Source organism: Stagnimonas sp. FW305-C-60, from assembly GCF_058782965.1.
In genome coordinates this window covers 44,641-62,159 of record NZ_JBYSYF010000007.1, presented here as the reverse complement: position 1 = coordinate 62,159, position 17,519 = coordinate 44,641, and the positions used below count along the sequence as shown (strand labels likewise).

The following is a 17,519-nucleotide window of genomic DNA, read 5'->3' as shown; positions in this document are numbered from 1 at the left end:
GGGGCAGTTCATGGGCCGACCACGTCCTCGGCACTGCGCTCGACGATCAGCTGCGAGGGAAAGTCCACCTCGAACACCGCCCCGCCGTCCTCGCGGTTGCGGGCGCGCACCTCGGCGCCCATGGCCTGCGCGAAGCCGCGCGAGATCGCCAGCCCCAGGCCGGTGCCGGCGCGGTTGCGGTCGCCCTGGCGCACCCGGTGGAACAGGTCGAAGATCTTGCCCAGCTCGTCCTCGGGGATGCCCGGCCCGCGGTCGCGCACCTGCAGGCTGATGCTGAAGCGGTGCCGCTCGGCCACCACCTCGATCTCGCTGCCCTCGGGCGTGTACTTGGCGGCATTGTCGAGCAGGTTGCTGAGCACGTGTTCGAGCAGCGAGGGGTCCAGGCGCAGTGCCGGCAGGCTGTCGGAGACCTTCACCGTCAGCCGGTGCTTGGACAGCGCCGACTGCATCTGCCGCAGCACCTCGCGCACCGCCTCGGCGAGTAGTACCGGCTCGGTGCGTGGCGTCAGCGCGCCGGCGTCCAGGCGAGTGAGGTCAAGCAGATTGCCGACGAAGCGCGACAGCCGCCGGGTTTCGTCCTCGGCGCCGGCCAGCAGGGCCTCGCGCTCGCCGGGCGGCATCTTGTCGCCATAGGCGCGCACGCTGGACAGGGCGCCAAGGATGCCGGCCAGCGGCGTGCGCAGATCGTGGCTGACCGCGGTGAGCATCGCCGAGCGTAGGCGCTCGGTTTCGGCCTGGCTCTTGGCCTGGTCGACGTCCTTGGCCAGGCGCACGCGCTCGACGCCGATGGCGGCGAGATCGCAGATCGACTCCAGCAAGCGCCGCTGCGGTGGCGCCAGCACGAAGTCCGGCTCGTCGCCGCTGACGCCGGCTACCGCCACCACGCCATTGGGCGTGCGCACCGGCACGAACAGCCGGCGCGCACCGGGCAGCGTGTCGGAGCCGCGGCCGGTGACCTGGTTCTTCTCGAAGGCCCATTGGGCGGCGGCGAGATCGGCTTCGTTGAGGCTGGCGCCGCTGGGCGCGGCGGCGCGCAACTGCAGCCGGCTCTGCTCGTCCGGGCTCAGCAGCACCACCTGCACCCGCAGCAGATTGCGCAGCTGCAGGGCGGTATTGCCGAGCAGTTCATCGAGCTTGCGCATGCCGGCCATGCGCCGGGCAAAGGCGAGCAGCGAGGCGGTGGCGTCGGCCTGCTCGCGGGCCAGCAGGGTCTGCTCGCGCAGGCGCACGGTGAGCCGGCTGGCGATCACCGCGATGGCGCCGAAAAAGCCCAGCGCGACCACGTTCTCCGGACTGGCGACGTGGAAGGTGAACACCGGCTCGGTGAAGCTGAAGTTGTAGGCCAGCGTCGACAGCAGGGCGGTAATCAGCGCGGGAGTCAGGCCGTAGCGGGTGGCGGTGAGCAGGATCACCGGCAGATAGACCAGCGAGATATTGGGGATGTCGATCAGCTGGTCGGCGAAGTAGCCGGCCAGAGTCACCAGCAGCAGCGCGCTCAGGCTGTAGGCATAGGCGCGGCTGGGCCCCAGCTCGAAGGGCAGCGAGATCAGCGGCTCCTTGGGTGTCGCGGACTCGCTCTCGGTCATCACCTGCACGGTGAGGCCGCGCGCCTCGCGCACCAGCCGGTCCACCACCGAGCCGTGCCGCCACTCGAAAAAGCGCGAGCGCCGCGACTTGCCGACCATCAGCTGGGTGAAGTTGTGCTCCCGCGCATAGGCCAGCAGGTCGTCGGCGAGGTCGAAGCGCGCCGGCAGCATGCGGGTTTCGGCACCCAGCTCCTCGGCCAGGCGCAGGCTGGCGGCGACCCGGTCGCGGGCTTTCTCGCCGAGCCGGCGGCTGCGCTCGGTTTCCAGATAGAGCACCGTCCAGGGCGCGTTGTAGCGGTCGGCGAGGCGGCGGCCGGCGCGCACCAGCGATTCCGCGAACGGCGACTCGCTGATGCACACCAGCACGTTCTCGCCGGCCGCCCAGATGTCGCGCACGCCCTGGCGCAGGCGGTGCTGCTGGAGCTGGTCCTCGACCCGCTCGGCGGTGCGGCGCAGCGACAGTTCGCGCAGCGCGGTGAGGTTGGCGGGGGTGAAATAACCGGCGAGCGCGCGCTCGCCGGCGTCGCCGGCGTAGACCTTGCCCTCGCGCAAGCGCTCGATCAGTGCCGCCGGAGTGAGGTCCATCAACTCGATCTCGTCGGCGGAGTCGAGCACCGCATCCGGCACCGTCTCGCGCACCCGCACGCGGGTGATCTGCGCGACCACGTCGTTGAGACTCTCGACGTGTTGAACATTGAGCGCGCTGTAGACGTCGATGCCGGCGTTGAGCAGCTCCTCGACGTCCTGCCAGCGCTTGGGGTGGCGCGAGCCCGGCGCATTGCTGTGCGCGAGCTCGTCGATGATGGCGATCTGCGGATGCCGGCGCAGCATGGCGTCGAGATCGAATTCCTCCAGCACCCGGCCCTGGTGCGGCTGCTGGCGGCGGGGCAGCAGCTCCAGCCCGGCGGTCAGTGCCTCGGTCTCCTTGCGGCCGTGGGTTTCCACCACGCCGACCACCACGTCGACCCCATCGGCCTGCTTCTTGCGGCCGGCGCTGAGCATCTCGTAGGTCTTGCCGACGCCGGGCGCCATCCCGAGAAAGATCTTCAACCTGCCGCGCGTCTCCTTCTGCACCTCGGCAAGCAGGGCGTCGGGGTTGGGACGTGCGTCTTCGTTCATGCGGGTGGCCAGGGATACCGGGTTGAATCTTCGCAGAACCGGCCGTATGCCGTAGGCGCTTGCTGGAACCTGGTGATGGTTTCGGTACGGTGCCTGGCCAGCCAGACTTGTCCAAAGCCTGGTTGCCCTGAAAGCCCCGACACAGCGCCCGGCGGCGGTCGGGGCTGCTGAGAGGGGATTACGGCGTGTTGGCGGGGACTGCGGCCGTTGGTGTCGCGGGCAGCGGGGCCTGGGCGTCGAGCGCGTAGTTCAGGGCCAGCACGTTCACGCCCGGCTCGCCGAGCACGCCGAGCAAGCGGTACTGCGTGTACTGAGCGACCAGCTGCTCCAGGGCTTCGGCCGTGAGGCCGCGGGCGGCGGCGACACGCGGAATCTGGAAGCGTGCCGCCTCCGGCGAAATCTGCGGGTCGAGGCCGGAGCCGGAGGCGTAGACCAGATCGGCGGGGATGGCCGCGTTCGGGTTTTCCGCCTTCAGCGTCGCCACCGTCGTGGCGATGCGGTCTTGCAGCGCCTTGCTGGTGGGGCCGAGGTTGGAGCCGGAGGAGGCGCTGGCGTCATAGCCGTTGGCGCCGGCGGCGGACGGCCGGCCGTGGAAGTAGCCGGGCTGACTGAAGCTCTGGCCGACCAGCCAGGAGCCGACCAGTTTGCCGTCCTTGCTGGCGAGGCTACCGGCGGACTGCTTGGGGAAGGCCAGCTGCGCCAGGCCAGTGACCGCCAGCGGATAGACGACACCGCAAAGCAGGCTGAACAGGACGATGAGGCTGAACGCGGGGCGTAGATGTTCGCGCATGGGAGTTTCCTCTAGACCAGACCAACAAGATTGACCAGCAGGTCGATGAGCTTGATGCCGACGAAGGGCGCCACGAGCCCCCCCAGCCCGTAGACCAGCAGGTTGCGGCGCAGCAGGCCGGCGGCCGGGCCGGGGCGGTAGGCGACACCGCGCAGGGCCAGCGGGATCAGGGCGATGATGATGAGCGCGTTGAAGATGATCGCCGAGAGGATCGCCGACTGCGGCGAGGCGAGGCCCATCACATTGAGCGCGTTCAGCTGCGGGTAGATGGCGATGAACAGCGCCGGGATGATCGCGAAATACTTGGCGACGTCGTTGGCGATCGAGAAGGTGGTCAGGGCGCCACGGGTCATCAGCATCTGCTTGCCGATGCCCACCACCTCGATCAGCTTGGTGGGGTCGGAGTCGAGATCGACCATGTTGCCGGCCTCGCGTGCCGCCTGGGTGCCGGTCTGCATGGCGACACCGACATCGGCCTGCGCCAGCGCCGGCGCATCGTTGGTGCCGTCGCCGCACATCGCCACCAGCTTGCCCTTGGCCTGTTCCTCGCGGATCAGCTTGAGCTTGGCCTCGGGCGTGGCCTGGGCGAGAAAGTCATCGACACCGGCCTCGGCGGCGATGGCGGCGGCGGTCATGGCGTTGTCGCCGGTGATCATCACCGTGCGGATGCCCATGGTGCGCAGCTCGGCGAAACGCTCGCGGATGCCGCCCTTGACGATGTCTTTGAGCTGCACCAGGCCCAGCACCCGGCCATCGCGCGCCACCGCCAGCGGCGTGGCGCCGGACTTGGCGATCTTCTCGGTTTCCACCGCCAGCTCGGGCGGGACGTCCTGGCCGCCCTGGCGGACCAGATCGATCACCGCATCCACCGCGCCCTTGCGGATCACATGACCGTCGATATCGACGCCGGACATGCGGGTCTGGGCACTGAAGGCGATGAAGTTGGCGTGAGCACTCGCCATGTCGCGGCCACGCAGGCCGAAACGGGTCTTGGCCAGCACCACGATGCTGCGGCCTTCCGGCGTTTCATCGGACAGCGAGGACAGCTGCGCCGCCTCGGCCAGCTCCTGCTCGCTGACGCCCGGCATCGGGACGAAGGCCACCGCCTGGCGATTGCCCAGGGTGATGGTGCCGGTCTTGTCGAGCAGCAGGGTGTCGACATCGCCGGCCGCCTCCACTGCGCGGCCGGACATCGCCAGCACGTTGAAGCTGACCAGGCGGTTCATGCCGGCAATGCCGATCGCCGAGAGCAGGGCGCCGATGGTGGTCGGAATCAGCGTCACGAACAGCGCCACCAGCACGATCAGCGAGATCGAGCCGCCCGCATACGCCGTAAACGCCGGGATGGTCGCCACCGCCAGCACGAAGATCAGCGACATGCCGGCCAGCAGCACGTTGAGCGCCAGCTCGTTGGGCGTCTTCTGGCGCGAAGCACCTTCGACCAGGGCGATCATGCGGTCGAGAAAGCTGGAGCCAGCGGTGGTGCTGATGCGGATCACCAGGGTGTCGGACAGCACCCGGGTGCCGCCGGTGACCGCACTGCGGTCGCCGCCGGACTCGCGCACCACCGGTGCCGATTCGCCGGTGATCGCCGACTCATCGACGGTGGCGACGCCGGCGACGATGCTGCCGTCGCCGGGGATCACGTCGCCGGCCTCGACTTTCACGTAGTCACCGACCTTGAGCTGGTTGGCCGGCACCTCGGTCACCGTCACCGCGTCGGCGCTGGCCAGACGCTTGGCGACGGTCTGCGAGCGGGTCTTGCGCAGCGAGTCGGCCTGCGCCTTGCCGCGGCCTTCGGCAATCGCCTCGGCGAAGTTGGCGAACAGCACGGTGAACCACAGCCAGGCCACCACCTGGCCGGAAAAGGCCAGGGCCGGCGCGCCGATGCCGATGTCGCGCAGCAGTAGCACGGTGGCGAGCGCGGCGACCAGGGCGGTGATGAAGATCACCGGGTTCTTCGCCAGCGAAGTGGGGTTGAGCTTGCGGAAGGAGTCGACGATGGCCGGGACCATCAGCTTCTTGTCGAACAAGGATTGTTTCTGAGCTTTCATGGAATCTCTCTCGATGTGCCCCTTCCCCCGCTTGCGGGGGAAGGTCGGGATGGGGACGGTGGTCCTCACGCGAGGCCGCAACGCCCCCACCCCGGCCCTCCCCCGTTGCACGGGGGAGGGGGGCTTAATAGGACTGGCCGGCGAGCAGCGACAGCTGCTCGACGATGGGCCCCAGCGCCAGCGCCGGGAAATAGGTGAGGCCGCCGACGATCAGCAGCACACCGATCAGGAGACCCACGAACAGGCCGTTGTTGGTCGGGAAGGTGCCCGCCGAGGGCGCCACCGCCGGCTTGGCGGCCAGGCCGCCAGCCACCGCCAGCAGCGGCACGATCATCGCGAAGCGGCCGACCAGCATGGTGATGCCCAGAAAGCTGTCCCAGAGCGGCGCGTTGGCGGTGAGCCCGGCGAAGGCCGAACCGTTGTTGCCGGAGGCGCTGGTGAAGGCGTAGAGAATCTCGGAGAAGCCATGCGGGCCGGCGTTGGCGAGACCTTTCAGCATGGTCGGCGAGACGCTGGCATAGGCGCTGAAACCGAGCAGCACCAGCGGCAGGCAGAGCACCGCCAGCATGGTCAGCTTCACCTCGCGCGCCTCGATCTTCTTGCCGAGGTACTCGGGCGTGCGGCCAACCATCAGGCCGGCGATGAACACTGCCAGGATGGCGTACACCAGCATGCCGTAGAGACCGGCACCGACACCGCCGAAGATCGCCTCGCCGAGCTGCATGTTGACCATCGCCACCAGCCCGCCGATCGGCGTATAGCTGTCGTGCATGGAGTTCACCGAGCCATTGGAGGCGGCGGTGGTGGCGCTGGACCAGATCACCGACTGGGCGATGCCGAAGCGGGTTTCCTTGCCTTCCAGATTCGGGCCCGCAACGCCCATCGTCGCGACCGCCGGGTTGCCCTGGGATTCCGCCCAGTAGCTGATGCCGATGCCGGCGGCGAGCAGGATGCCCATGGCGCCGAACAGCGCCCAGCCCTGGCGTTCGTCCTTCACCATCCGCCCGAAGGTGTTGGTGAGCGCGGCGGCGATCAGGATCAGGTACAGCGACTCCAGAAAGTTGGAGAGCGCGTTGGGGTTTTCCAGGGGGTGGGCGGAATTGACGTTGAAGAAGCCGCCGCCGTTAGAGCCCAGCTGCTTGATCGCCAGCTGCGAGGCCACCGGCCCCTGGGCGATCAGCTGCTGCGTGCCTTCCAGCGTGGTCGCCTCGGTGTAGTGCGCGAAATTCTGCGGCACGCCCAAGGCCACCAGCGCCAGCGCGCTGATGAGGGCCAGCGGCAGCAGCACGTAGAGCGTGGCGCGGGTGAGGTCCACCCAGAAATTGCCCAGGCTCTTGGAGTTGCGACGTACGAAGCCGCGTACCACCGCCAGCGCTACCGCGATGCCGGTCGCGGCGGAAACGAAGTTCTGGGTGGTCAGGCCGAGCATCTGGCTCAGGTAGGAGAGCGTGCTCTCGCCACCGTAGGACTGCCAGTTGGTATTGGTGACGAAGCTGATCGCGGTGTTGAACGCCAGATGCGGCGAGACCCCGGGCAGGCCCTGCGGGTTGAGCGGCAGCACCCCTTGCAGTCGCAGCAGCCCGTACAGAAAGAGAAAGCCGAGCAGATTGAACAGCAGCATCGCCAGGGTATAGCTGAGCCAGCCCTGTTCGCGGCTGGAATCGACCCCGGTCAGCCGGTAGATGCCACGCTCCACCGGCCCAAGGACGGGCGAGAGCAGGGTCTTCTGGCCCTCGAAGACGCGGTACAGGAAGCCGCCCAGCGGCCGTGTCAGCACCAGCAGCGCCAGGCCGTAGATCAGAATTTGCAGCCAGCCATTGGTAGTCATTTCAGAAGCGCTCCGGCTTGACCAGGGCGTAGGTGAGATAGCCCAGGAGGAAGGCGACGGTCAGGCCGCCGAGGACGAGATCGAGCAGGGACATGGGGCTTAGCTCCGGTCGCAGTAGTGGACGTAGGCGACAAGGGCGGCAAAGCCGGCCAGGCCCAGGCCTAGAAAGAGCACATCGTTCATTGGCAACTCCTGGCCGCGGGGGCGGCGGTGAAGGATGCCGCGTAGTAGGCGCCTATCGGGGATAAGGCTTAAAGAGCGGAGTCGGGGCCGCCGCATAAAGAAGCCATAAAGGGAAAGTCGCGGGCGCGGCGTGGCATTTCGCTATGCGGTGGGTGGGCGCATCGACTAGGCGATGGCACACTCGACGCATGGTTCACCCACAAAAACTTGCGCGCGGCCTCTACGCCGCGCTGGCCGGCCTGTTGCTGCTGGCGCCCTTCGCCTGGATGCTGGTGGGCAGCCTGCGCACGCCGGGCGCGGCGATTCCCCTGTCGCCGCTCTCCTGGCCGCAGGCGCCGAGCCTGGAGGCCTACCAGCGGGTGTTTGAATGGGTGCCGATGGCCAGCGGCCTGGTCAACTCCGCGCTCCTGACCCTGCTGGGCGTGCTGCTGAGCGTCACCAGCGCCTCGTTCACCGGCTTTGCCATGACCCGCCTGAGCGCCGAGCACCAGCTGCGCGCGGTGGCGCTGCTGGTGGTGGCGGCGAGCATTCCGCTGACCGCGATCTGGGTGCCGCGCTTCGTCTTGTTCGAATGGCTGGGCCTGTCGCGCAGCGCCCTGCCGCTGCTGGCGCCGGCGCTCTACGGCGCCAGCCCCTTGTTCGTGCTGCTCTACTTCGTCGCCATGCGCCGGCTCGGCAGCGAGCAGTTCGACGCCGCCCGGCTCGATGGCCTGGGCCTGCCGGCGCAGTGGTGGCGCATCGCCCTGCCGCAGCTGCGGCCGACCACGCTGGCGGTGGCCACGCTCGCCGCCATGCAGTTCTGGGGCGGCTTTCTGGAGCCGCTGCTGTACCTGGAAAGCGAGCACGAACTGACCGCGCCGCTGCTGCTGCACGCGCTGGATCTGCTCGGACCCACCCAATGGGCGGTGCTGATGGCCGGCGCCGCCCTGCTGACCCTGCCGGTGCTGCTGGTGTTCGTCGCCTCGCAGAGTCTGTTCCGCAGCCTCGATCAACGACCGGAGAATTGAAGTGTCCGCCTCCCGCCTTTACCCCGCCGCGCTGCTGCTGGCCTTCGCGCTCGCCGCCTGTGGCGGTGGCGCGCCCGGCGCACCCGAGGTCGCGAAAGGCCGCCCGGTGAAGCTGCAGGTGTTCGGCGACACCGCCGAGCTGAAGAGCTATCGCGAGCTGATCGCCGCCTACCAGGCGGCCAATCCCGGCGAGAAGGTCGAACTGCTGCCGGTGGGCAAGCAGGCCGATCACATGGCCAAGCTGTCCACCGCCTTCGCCGCCGGCAATCCGCCGGATCTGTTCATCCTCAACTTCCGCCGCTTCGGCCAGTTCGCCGCCAAGGATGTGCTGCTGCCGCTGGGTCCGGCGATGAGCGCCAGCGGGCAGTTCAAGGAGGAGGATTTCTACGCCCCGGCGGTAGAGGCCTTCCGCTACCGCGAGCAGCTGATGTGCCTGCCGCAGAACGTCTCCAGCCTGGTGGTCTACTACAACCGGGCGCTGTTCAAGCAGTACGGCGTGCCCGAGCCGCAGGCCGGCTGGAGCTATTTCAAGGACTTCATCCCCGCTGCCCGCCTGCTCACCCGCGATCTCGATGGCGACCAGCGCAAGGACATCTACGGCGTCGGCCTGGACCCGACCCTGATCCGCCTCGCGCCCTTCGTCTGGGGCATGGGCGGCGAGCTGGTCGATGATCTGCAGGCGCCGACCACGCTGACGCTGGACCGAGGTCCGGCGCTGCTCGGCCTCAACGCGGTGAAGCTGTTGATCAGCCGCTACCGGGTCACGCCCAGGCTGATCGAATACCAGGCCGAGGGCAATGACGCCCGCTTCGCCCGCGGTGCCTTGGCCATGCTGTTCCAGAGCCGCCGCTACACCGCGACCCTGCGCGAGCTGGAAGGGCAGGGCAAGGGCCTGGATTGGGACGTCGCCCCCCTGCCGCGTCTGCAGCAGGAAGTCGGCGTGCTGCACGCCGACGCCTACTGCATGGCGCGCGCCTCCGCGCAGCCGCAGGCGGCGCAGCGGTTCGTCGCCTATGCGCTGTCGGAAGATGGCCAGCGCATCCTCGCCAGGAGTGGCCGCACGGTGCCTTCGCGCAAGAGCGTGGCGAACTCGCCGGCCTTTCTCGATCCGGCGCAGAAGCCGGCGCGCGCGCAGGTCTTCCTCGACGCCATCCCCACGCTGCGGCGCACGCCCAACATCGCGGTCTGGCACGAGATCGAGAGCAAGGCCGATGTCCTGCTGGAGGAATGGTTCTACGAGCCGCCGCTGCCCGGCGAGGCCGAGCTGGAGGGCAGCGACAGCGTGCTGGTCACGCGCCAGATCCGCGACGCCGCGCGATCGCTGCTGGCCGAGGACCTGGCGCGCGAGCGGGCGGCCAGGGCGGCTGCCCAAGCGGTGGCCGGGGAGGCGCGCTGATGCTGGAGCTGCAAGAGGTCTGCGTTGAACTCGACCACCGGCCGGTGCTGCGCTCGCTGTCGCTGAGTGTGGCGCCCGGCGAGCGGGTGGTGATCGCCGGGCCGTCCGGCTCCGGCAAGTCCACGCTGCTGCGCGCGGTGGCCGGCCTGGCACCAGTGCGCAGCGGCGAGATCCGCCTCGATGGCCGGCCGGTGCAAGCCCTGCCGCCGGGGCAGCGCGACGTGGCGATGATGTTCCAGAGCTATGCGCTGTTCCCGCACCTGAGCGTGCTGGAGAACCTCTGCTTCGGCCTGCGCGCGCGCGGCATGGCGCGCCGCGACGCCGAGGACCGCGCCCGTGCCGCCGCCCACACCCTAGACCTCACGCCGCTGTTGGCGCGTCGGCCGCGCGAGCTGTCGGGTGGCGAGCGCCAGCGCGTCGCCCTGACCCGCGCCCTGCTGCGCGAGCCCAAGGCGCTGCTGCTCGACGAGCCGATGTCCAGCCTCGATACCCAGCTGCGGGTGCGTGCCCGCGCGGAGATCCTCAAGGCCCATGCCGGCAGCCGCGCGGCGCTGCTGCTGGTCACCCACGACCAGTCCGAGGCGATGGCCCTGGCCGACCGTCTGGGCGTGCTGCACGAGGGCCGGCTGCTGCAGCTGGCGCCGCCGCGCACGATCTACGCCGAGCCGGCCAACCTGTTCGTGGCGCGCTTTCTCGGGCAGCCGGCGATGAACACCCTGGAGGTGCAGCTGGCGCTGGACGGCGGGCTCTGGTGGGGCGAGACTCTGCTCAGCCGCCGCCTGCCGACTCCGCCCGCCGCGCCGGGCCGGCGCCTGGTGCTGGGCCTGCGGCCCGAGCATCTGAGCCTGCCCGGCTCGCGCTGGGGCCTGGGCGACGCGCCGGGTGCCGAATTGCAGGCGACGGTGGAACTGGTCGAGCCCCTGGGCGAGCAGCAGATCGTCTGGCTCAATGCCGGCGGCCAGCGTCTGGCGGCGCGCGCCGAGCCGGAGCTGAGGGTCGGGCGCGGCGTCAGCCTGCCGCTGCGGCTGGCGCTGGAGCGGGCCTGCTGGTTCGACCCCGAGACCGGCGACGCGCTACCGCCGCCGGCTGGCGCTGCTGCTGCGATGCGCGCATGAACCGTCTGCGCGCCTTCCTGCGCGACTGGCACTGGACGCTGCCTGGCTTCGCGATGCTGGTCCTCTTGCTGGGGCTGCCGGCGCTGATGGCGCTGCCGCTGGCCTTCAGCGATTTCGACGGCCTGCATCCGCCGCGCGCGGTGGGCTTTGGCAATCTCGCCAAGGCCTGGAACGACCCGCTGTTCTGGACCGCGCTCGGCAACTCGCTGACGGTCGCCGCCTACTCGGTGCCGCTGCGGCTCTTGCTGGCCCTGGGCCTGGCGCTGCTGCTGCACCGTCCGCGGCGCGGCGTTGGTCTGTTGCGCGCCGCCGCGCTGGCGCCGAGCCTGACGCCGGACATCGCCTGGGCGCTGCTCTGGCTGTGGATACTGAACCCGCTCTATGGCCCCTGCGCCTGGCTGCTGCAGGCCTTGGGGATCGCGCCGGATATCTGGCTCACCGACGCCGCCGCGGCCCGGCGGGTGCTGGCGCTGATCGGGCTCTGGCTCTTGGGCGAACTGGTGGTGGTGCTGATCGCCGCCCGCAAGGAGATTCCGCAGGAGCTCTACGATTTGAGCGCGGTGGAAGGCGCCGGCGCCTGGACGGTATTCCGCCGGCTGACTCTGCCCACTCTGCTGCCGGTGCTGCTGCTGCTGGCCTGTCGCGACGCGGCGCTGTCGTTCCAGACCAGCTTCACCCCGGCGCTGCTCATCACCAAGGGCGGGCCGCAGTACGGCACCCTGCTGCTGCCGCTGTACGTCTACCAGAACGGTTTCGAGTACCTGCGCTTCGGCTATGCGGCGGCGCTGACCTTGGCGATGTTCGCGGTGACGCTGTTGATGATCGGGGTGCAGCTGTTTTGGTTGCGGCGCTGGACGCGGGTTGGGGTTTGAGGCGGGGTGCTGGGTTGCCTTGGCTTGCGTTGCGGTAGGTGGTTCGCGCGTTCGCGCTCTGCTGACATCGCAGGGCTTGATAGCTTTTTTTCGCCTCTTGGCGACTCACTTTTCTTTGCTCCTGCAAAGAAAAGTAAGCAAAAGAAAGCAGGCCCCTGCGTAGCGGTCCGCTATGCGGACTGCCCTGCGATGCTCGGTCCAAAGGGGCCGCTCGCGAACTCGGCGCCCTATAGGCGCCTCGAACATGCGCTCGCTGTTATCCCCCTTTGGCCCTGCGCTTCTCGGCGCTACGAAGGGGGAGGGAAAATCAAAAGCAGACAGGCTCGTCGGCTTCGCCGACCTCGCGCGAGCGAAGCTAGCGCCTGCGGTTGATGTTGCGGCGGGCGAAGACCGCCGTGCGGTGGACGTACCGGTCCCCTTCGTAGCGCCGAGAAGCGGAGGTCTCCGGGGGTATGGAAGCCGGCGCCTGTCTGAGGCGCCTATAGGGCGCCGAGTTCGCCGGCGTCCCCCGGAGACCGAGCATCGCAGGTTTACCCCCGTAGGGGGCGCTACGCAGGGGGGTGCTTTCTTTTGCTTACTTTTCTTTGCACAAGCAAAGAAAAGTGAGTCGCCAGGCGGCGAAAAAAAGCTATCAGGCCCTGCGAAGTCAGTAGAGCGCGAACGCGCGAACCACCCACACGCAGACCAACACGAAGGCCAAGCGCTCCGCCACGGCTTTCCCCCTCCCCTAACCTGGCCGGCCATCGGCCCATGCATGGCCGATGGCGTTCGGCGGGGCGAAGTCATGCTTCGCCCATTTCCGCCTCACCCCCGCAAGGGGGAGGGGAACTTGGGATTGTGCATGGGCAATGCGCTAGGCCGCGCGCCATGCGGCCCATCGGCGCCACCGGCCTCGCGGCGGCAGCGCCGCTGGCACTAGGATGCCGGCATCGCCGGTCCCCCCGCCCCAAGAAGACCGGCCACCAGGAGACCCGATGACCATCGCCCGCCGATTCGCCATCCCGCTGGTGGCTCTGATCGCCCTTGCCAACCTTGAGGCCCACGCCGCCCAACCCGCGCCCATGACCACGAAAACCCTGAGCTGGTCCGAACTCGACGCCATGCCCTATCCGGGCAAGCCGGGTCAGCGCATCCCCTATGGCGCTGCCGCCGCCAAGTTCGGCGAGCTGCGGCTGCCGGACGCCAAGCGCCACGGCAAGGGGCCGTATCCGGTGCTGGTGATGATCCACGGCGGCTGCTGGTTGGCCGATTACGACTACGCCTACTTCACCCGCCTCGCGGCCTGGGTCACCGAGCAGGGCTGGGCGACCTGGAACATCGAGTACCGCCGGCTCGGCGACCCCGGTGGCGGCTGGCCCAACACCTTCATGGATGTCGGCGAGGCGGCGGATGCGCTCTATGTCATCGCCAAGACCGATCCCATCGACCTGAAGCGCGTCTACGCCGCAGGGCATTCCGCCGGCGGCCAGCTGGCGCTGTGGCTGGCTTCGCGCGGCAAGCTGGCCAACGACAGCGAGCTGGCGCGCAGCGAGCCGCTGAAGATCCGTGGCGTGCTGGGCCTGGCGGCGATCACCGATCTCGCCAGCTACCGCGTTGGCCCCGCCGATAGCTGCAATGCCTCGGTCGACAAGCTGCTCGGCGGCACGCCGCAGGAGCAGCCGCGCCGCTATGCCGAAACCTCGCCGCTGGCGCGCCTGCCGCTGGGCGTGCCGCAGGTGCTGGTGCAGGGTGCGCTGGATGCCATCGTGCCGCCGGCCGGCGTGCAGGCCTATGTCGAGGCGGCGGTCCGGGCCGGCGACGCGGCGAGCCTGGTTTCCCTGCCCAATGCCGGCCACTTCGAGCCGGCGGTGCCGCATCCGGCCAGCGAGGCGGCGCTCAAGCAGGCCTTGCAGCGTCTGCTGCAATGACCATATAGCCTGCTCGGCAATTCACGGAGTCGTCCCATGTTCGGTTCCCGATTTGGTGGCAGCAGCTTGCGGGTGAGTCCCAAGGACGTCCCGGCCCCGGACTACGATCCGCCGCAGCCGTCCGGCCGCGCCGAGGCGGTGCTGGCCGGTGGCTGCTTCTGGTGCACCGAGGCGGTGTACCGCGAACTCGACGGGGTGATCGCGGTGGTCTCCGGCTATTCCGGCGGCAGTGCCGAGACTGCCGACTACGGCACCGTCTGCACCGGCCGCAGCGAGCACGCCGAGGTGATCCAGATCGCTTACGACCCGGCCAAGGTCAGCTACGGCGAGCTGCTGCGCATCTTCTTCGCGGTGGCGCACGACCCGACCCAGCTCAACCGCCAGGGCAATGACGTGGGCAGCCAGTACCGTTCGGCGATCTTCTACGCCGACGCGCAGCAGAAGGAGGTGGCCGAGCGCTACATCGCCCAGCTCGGCGCCGCCGGCATCTACAGCGCGCCCATCGTCACCCGGCTGGAGCCGCTGGCGGCCTTCTTCGAGGCCGAGGCCTATCACCAGAACTACGCCGCCCTGCATCCGGGCCAGCCCTACATCCAGGCGGTATCGACGCCCAAGGTCGAGAAGCTGCGCGCCTACTTCGGCGAGGCGCTGAAGTAGCGCCTCATCCGCGCGGCGGCGTCTCGTCGCTGTCGCTGGGCCGCGACAGCCCGGCGGTGATGACGAAGCGCATCGCCGCTTCAAAGCCCATGTCCAGCGGCGTGAGGTAGCGGCGCGGCAGCAGCAGGGTATAGCCGCCGATCTGATAGCTCATCGGCAGGTAGACCGCCACCTCGTCCTCGCCGCCGGCGAGGCCGACGCTGGCGAGATCCTCGATGGTCACGAAGCCGACCAGGCGCAGCGGCAGGTTGGGCAGCTGCACCATCACCACCTGGCTGAACTTGCGGCCGTTCTTGTTGCTCATCAGGCCGGTCAGGTCGCGCACGGCGCCGTAGACGGTCTTGATCAGCGGGATGCGGTTGATGGCGTCTTCCACCCAGCCCAGGAACTGGCGCACGAACAGGCCCTGCATGCCGGCGCCGATCAGGAAGATCAGCACGATGGCCAGCAGCAGGCCCATGCCCGGCAGGTAGAGGCTGTTGGGCAGCAGCACGCCGAGCAGGCCGCCGAGCACCGATTCCGCGGTCTGGAACAGCCACATCACCACCGCCATGGTGATCAGGATCGGCAGCACCGCCAACAGGCCGGTGAAGAAGATGCCGGTCAGCTTGCGCAGATTGGCGGCGAGGCTGGCTTTGGTTTTTGGGTTGAGCGGCATGAGTTTGTGGAGCTCGGGTTTCAGGCGGCTTTCAGGCTCGCCAGATCAATCACGAAGCGGTATTTCACATCGCTGCGGATCATCCGCTCGTAGGCGGTGTTGATGTCCTGGATGGCGATGCGTTCGATGTCGGCGACGATGCCGTGGCTGGCGCAGAAGTCGAGCATCTCCTGGGTTTCGGCGATGCCGCCGATCAGCGAGCCGGCGAGGCTACGGCGCTTGCCGATCAGGGCGAACATCTGCACCGCCGGCGGCTGGTCGGGCACGCCGACCAGGGTCATGGTGCCCTCGCGCTTGAGGCAGGCGAGGTAGGCGTTGAGATCGTGCGGGGCGGAGACGCAGTCGAGGATGAAGTCGAGCTTGTTGGCCTGCGCCTTCATCTGCTTCTTGTCGCTGGAGATCACCACCTCGTGGGCGCCCAGGCGCAGCGCGTCCTCGCGCTTCTTCTCCGAGGTGGTGAACAGCACCACATGGGCGCCGAAGGCCTGCGCGAACTTCACCGCCATGTGGCCCAGGCCGCCGAGGCCGACGATGCCGACCTTGTCGCCGGCCTTCACGCCCCAGTGGCGCAGCGGCGAGTAGGTGGTGATGCCGGCGCAGAGCAGGGGCGCGACCGCGTCCAGTGGCAGGGTCTCCGACACCTTCAGCACAAAGGACTCATCGACCACGATGTTGTTGCTGTAGCCGCCCTGGCGCAGCGAGCCGTCGATGCGGTCCTTGCTGTTGTAGGTGCCGGTGAAGCCGTTCTCGCAGTACTGCTCCAGGCCCTCGCCGCAGGCGCTGCAGCTGCGGCAGGAGTCGACGATGCAGCCCACGCCCACCGCCTCGCCGACCTTGAAGCGGGTCACCGCGCTGCCTACCGCGCGCACGCGGCCGACGATCTCGTGGCCGGGCACCATCGGGAACAGCGAGCCGCCCCATTCGTCGCGCGCCTGGTGGATGTCGGAATGGCAGACGCCGCAGTAGAGGATGTCGATCAGCACATCGCTGGGCAGGGGATCGCGGCGCTCGAAGGAAAACGGAGCCAGCGGAGCCTTGGCTTGCTGGGCGGCATAGGCGAGGGAGCCGATCATGGTTCACTCCTGGGTGCGAGGAAGGTGGCCGAGGATACTGCCCGGTCACATGCCGCGGCCAGCCCGTTGCGCATAATGAGGGGCCGTTCCACCCCGAGAGCCGCTCATGCCGCATCCCTTGCAGCCGCACCGCCGCTACCTGCTGGTCCTGGTGCTGATCTACGCCCTGCTCTGGATCGCGCTGGCGATAGACCCGGTGGACCGCCACGACTGGGCGCTGGAGAACGCGCTGGTGGTGGCCTTTGGCCTGGCGATGGCGGCGAGCGCCAAGCATTTCGTGTTCTCGCGGGTGTCCTACACGCTGATCTTCCTGTTTCTCTGCCTGCATGCGGTGGGCGCGCACTACACCTATGCGCTGGTGCCCTACGACCAGGCCTGGCAGGCGCTGACCGGGCACACGCTCAATTCCCAGCTGGGTTTCGAGCGCAATCACTACGACCGCCTGGTGCACTTCTGCTACGGCCTGCTCCTGGCCTATCCGCTGCGCGAGCTGTTTCTGCGCATCGCCGAGGTGAAAGGCTTCTGGGGCTATTTCCTGCCGCTGGACTTCACCCTCGCCAGCTCGGCGCTGTTCGAGCTGTTTGAATGGGCGGCGGCGGAATTCTTCGGCGGCGATCTCGGTGTCGCCTACCTCGGCACCCAGGGCGATGTCTGGGACGCCCACCAGGACATGGCCCTGGCCGCTGGCGGTGCCTTGGTGGCGATGCTCCTCACCGCCGCGCTCAACGCCTGGCTGCAACGCGACTTCGCCCGCGAATGGTCCGACAGCCTGAGGATCAAGGACGCCCGCCCGGCCGGCGAGGACGAGATCCGTCGTTTGCTCGGGCAGCAGGGCAGCGGGAGCGGCGCATGAACCGCCGGCGGGCCTGGCGGCTGTTGCCCGCGCTGCTGCTACTGCTGACCGCCTGTGGCCGCGCGCCGGAACCGCTCACCGCCACGCCGGTGGTGGCCGCTCCGGCGGTCGATCCCCTGGTCGGCAAGGTCTGGCTGCGCAGCGATGTCGGCGCCCCGCCCGGCGAGCTGCGCATCTTCCTGCCCGACGGCAGCCTGCTGATGAGCTCCTGCGTGGAGACCTATCGCATCGTCCGCTGGCAGCGCATCGCGCCCGACACGATTCGCTGGGACGAGGACGGAGTGAGCGTCGAGGCCGGCCTCAACGCGCTTGGCGCCGCCGAGCTGCAACTGGAACTGCGCCTCCGTGGCGGCGAGCGCCAGCTCCAGCACTATCGGGCGCTGACCGCCGCGCGGGTCTGCCCGGACCTGCCGCGCTGAGG

At 68.9% G+C, this 17,519-nt stretch carries 15 protein-coding genes; 8 read left to right on the top strand and 7 right to left on the bottom strand.

Annotated features, from left to right (window positions below):
* Positions 1-8: 8 nt before the first annotated feature.
* From AC3WT6_RS15785 to kdpF, 5 genes are all read right to left on the bottom strand, one after another.
* Positions 9-2,705 carry an ATP-binding protein gene (locus AC3WT6_RS15785; protein WP_492654562.1) on the bottom strand — a complete coding sequence of 899 codons (2,697 nt, stop codon included), beginning with the start codon at positions 2,703-2,705 and terminating at the stop codon, positions 9-11.
* A 178-nt stretch (positions 2,706-2,883) separates the two neighbouring features.
* Positions 2,884-3,495, bottom strand: a complete 612-nt coding sequence (gene kdpC, locus AC3WT6_RS15780; protein WP_492654561.1) for a potassium-transporting ATPase subunit KdpC — start codon at positions 3,493-3,495, stop codon at positions 2,884-2,886.
* An 11-nt stretch (positions 3,496-3,506) separates the two neighbouring features.
* Positions 3,507-5,549, bottom strand: a complete 2,043-nt coding sequence (gene kdpB, locus AC3WT6_RS15775) for a potassium-transporting ATPase subunit KdpB (RefSeq protein WP_492654560.1) — start codon at positions 5,547-5,549, stop codon at positions 3,507-3,509.
* A gap of 124 nt (positions 5,550-5,673) precedes the next feature.
* On the bottom strand, positions 5,674-7,377 hold the full coding sequence (gene kdpA, locus AC3WT6_RS15770; protein ID WP_492654559.1) for a potassium-transporting ATPase subunit KdpA: 1,704 nt from the start codon (positions 7,375-7,377) through the stop codon (positions 5,674-5,676).
* 1 nt (position 7,378) lies between these two features.
* Complete coding sequence (kdpF, locus tag AC3WT6_RS15765) at positions 7,379-7,471, bottom strand: K(+)-transporting ATPase subunit F (RefSeq protein ID WP_492654558.1); 93 nt, start codon at positions 7,469-7,471, stop codon at positions 7,379-7,381.
* Between the two features lie 277 nt (positions 7,472-7,748).
* Between kdpF and AC3WT6_RS15760 the strand changes: the two genes are divergently transcribed.
* The 6 genes from AC3WT6_RS15760 to msrA all read left to right on the top strand — a co-directional run bounded on the left by AC3WT6_RS15760 (position 7,749) and on the right by msrA (position 14,514).
* A complete protein-coding gene (locus AC3WT6_RS15760; RefSeq protein ID WP_492654557.1) occupies positions 7,749-8,567 on the top strand; it encodes a carbohydrate ABC transporter permease in 819 nt (272 codons plus the stop codon).
* A 1-nt stretch (position 8,568) separates the two neighbouring features.
* A complete protein-coding gene (locus AC3WT6_RS15755) occupies positions 8,569-9,963 on the top strand; it encodes an ABC transporter substrate-binding protein (protein ID WP_492654556.1) in 1,395 nt (464 codons plus the stop codon).
* A complete protein-coding gene (locus AC3WT6_RS15750) occupies positions 9,963-11,078 on the top strand; it encodes an ABC transporter ATP-binding protein (protein ID WP_492654555.1) in 1,116 nt (371 codons plus the stop codon). Before AC3WT6_RS15755 ends, AC3WT6_RS15750 begins: the two co-directional genes overlap by 1 nt.
* Positions 11,075-11,950 (top strand): carbohydrate ABC transporter permease, encoded by an 876-nt coding sequence (locus AC3WT6_RS15745; protein WP_492654554.1) that lies wholly within the window; start codon positions 11,075-11,077, stop codon positions 11,948-11,950. Before AC3WT6_RS15750 ends, AC3WT6_RS15745 begins: the two co-directional genes overlap by 4 nt.
* A 974-nt stretch (positions 11,951-12,924) precedes the next feature.
* On the top strand, positions 12,925-13,857 hold the full coding sequence (locus AC3WT6_RS15740; RefSeq protein WP_492654553.1) for an alpha/beta hydrolase family protein: 933 nt from the start codon (positions 12,925-12,927) through the stop codon (positions 13,855-13,857).
* Between the two features lie 36 nt (positions 13,858-13,893).
* Entirely contained in the window at positions 13,894-14,514 is a 621-nt protein-coding gene (gene msrA, locus AC3WT6_RS15735) for a peptide-methionine (S)-S-oxide reductase MsrA (RefSeq protein WP_492654552.1), read from the top strand.
* A 4-nt stretch (positions 14,515-14,518) separates the two neighbouring features.
* Here the strand turns inward: msrA and AC3WT6_RS15730 are convergent, their stop codons facing one another.
* Both AC3WT6_RS15730 and AC3WT6_RS15725 read right to left on the bottom strand, forming a co-directional pair.
* On the bottom strand, positions 14,519-15,130 hold the full coding sequence (locus tag AC3WT6_RS15730) for a DUF502 domain-containing protein (RefSeq protein WP_492654632.1): 612 nt from the start codon (positions 15,128-15,130) through the stop codon (positions 14,519-14,521).
* 62 nt (positions 15,131-15,192) lie between these two features.
* A complete protein-coding gene (locus AC3WT6_RS15725) occupies positions 15,193-16,245 on the bottom strand; it encodes an NAD(P)-dependent alcohol dehydrogenase (protein ID WP_492654551.1) in 1,053 nt (350 codons plus the stop codon).
* Between the two features lie 106 nt (positions 16,246-16,351).
* Here AC3WT6_RS15725 and AC3WT6_RS15720 point away from each other — a divergent pair, with 106 nt between their 5' ends.
* Together AC3WT6_RS15720 and AC3WT6_RS15715 are read left to right on the top strand one after the other, a co-directional pair.
* Positions 16,352-17,098 (top strand): DUF2238 domain-containing protein, encoded by a 747-nt coding sequence (locus tag AC3WT6_RS15720; protein ID WP_492654550.1) that lies wholly within the window; start codon positions 16,352-16,354, stop codon positions 17,096-17,098.
* On the top strand, positions 17,095-17,517 hold the full coding sequence (locus AC3WT6_RS15715) for a hypothetical protein (protein ID WP_492654549.1): 423 nt from the start codon (positions 17,095-17,097) through the stop codon (positions 17,515-17,517). Before AC3WT6_RS15720 ends, AC3WT6_RS15715 begins: the two co-directional genes overlap by 4 nt.
* Positions 17,518-17,519 lie beyond the last annotated feature (2 nt).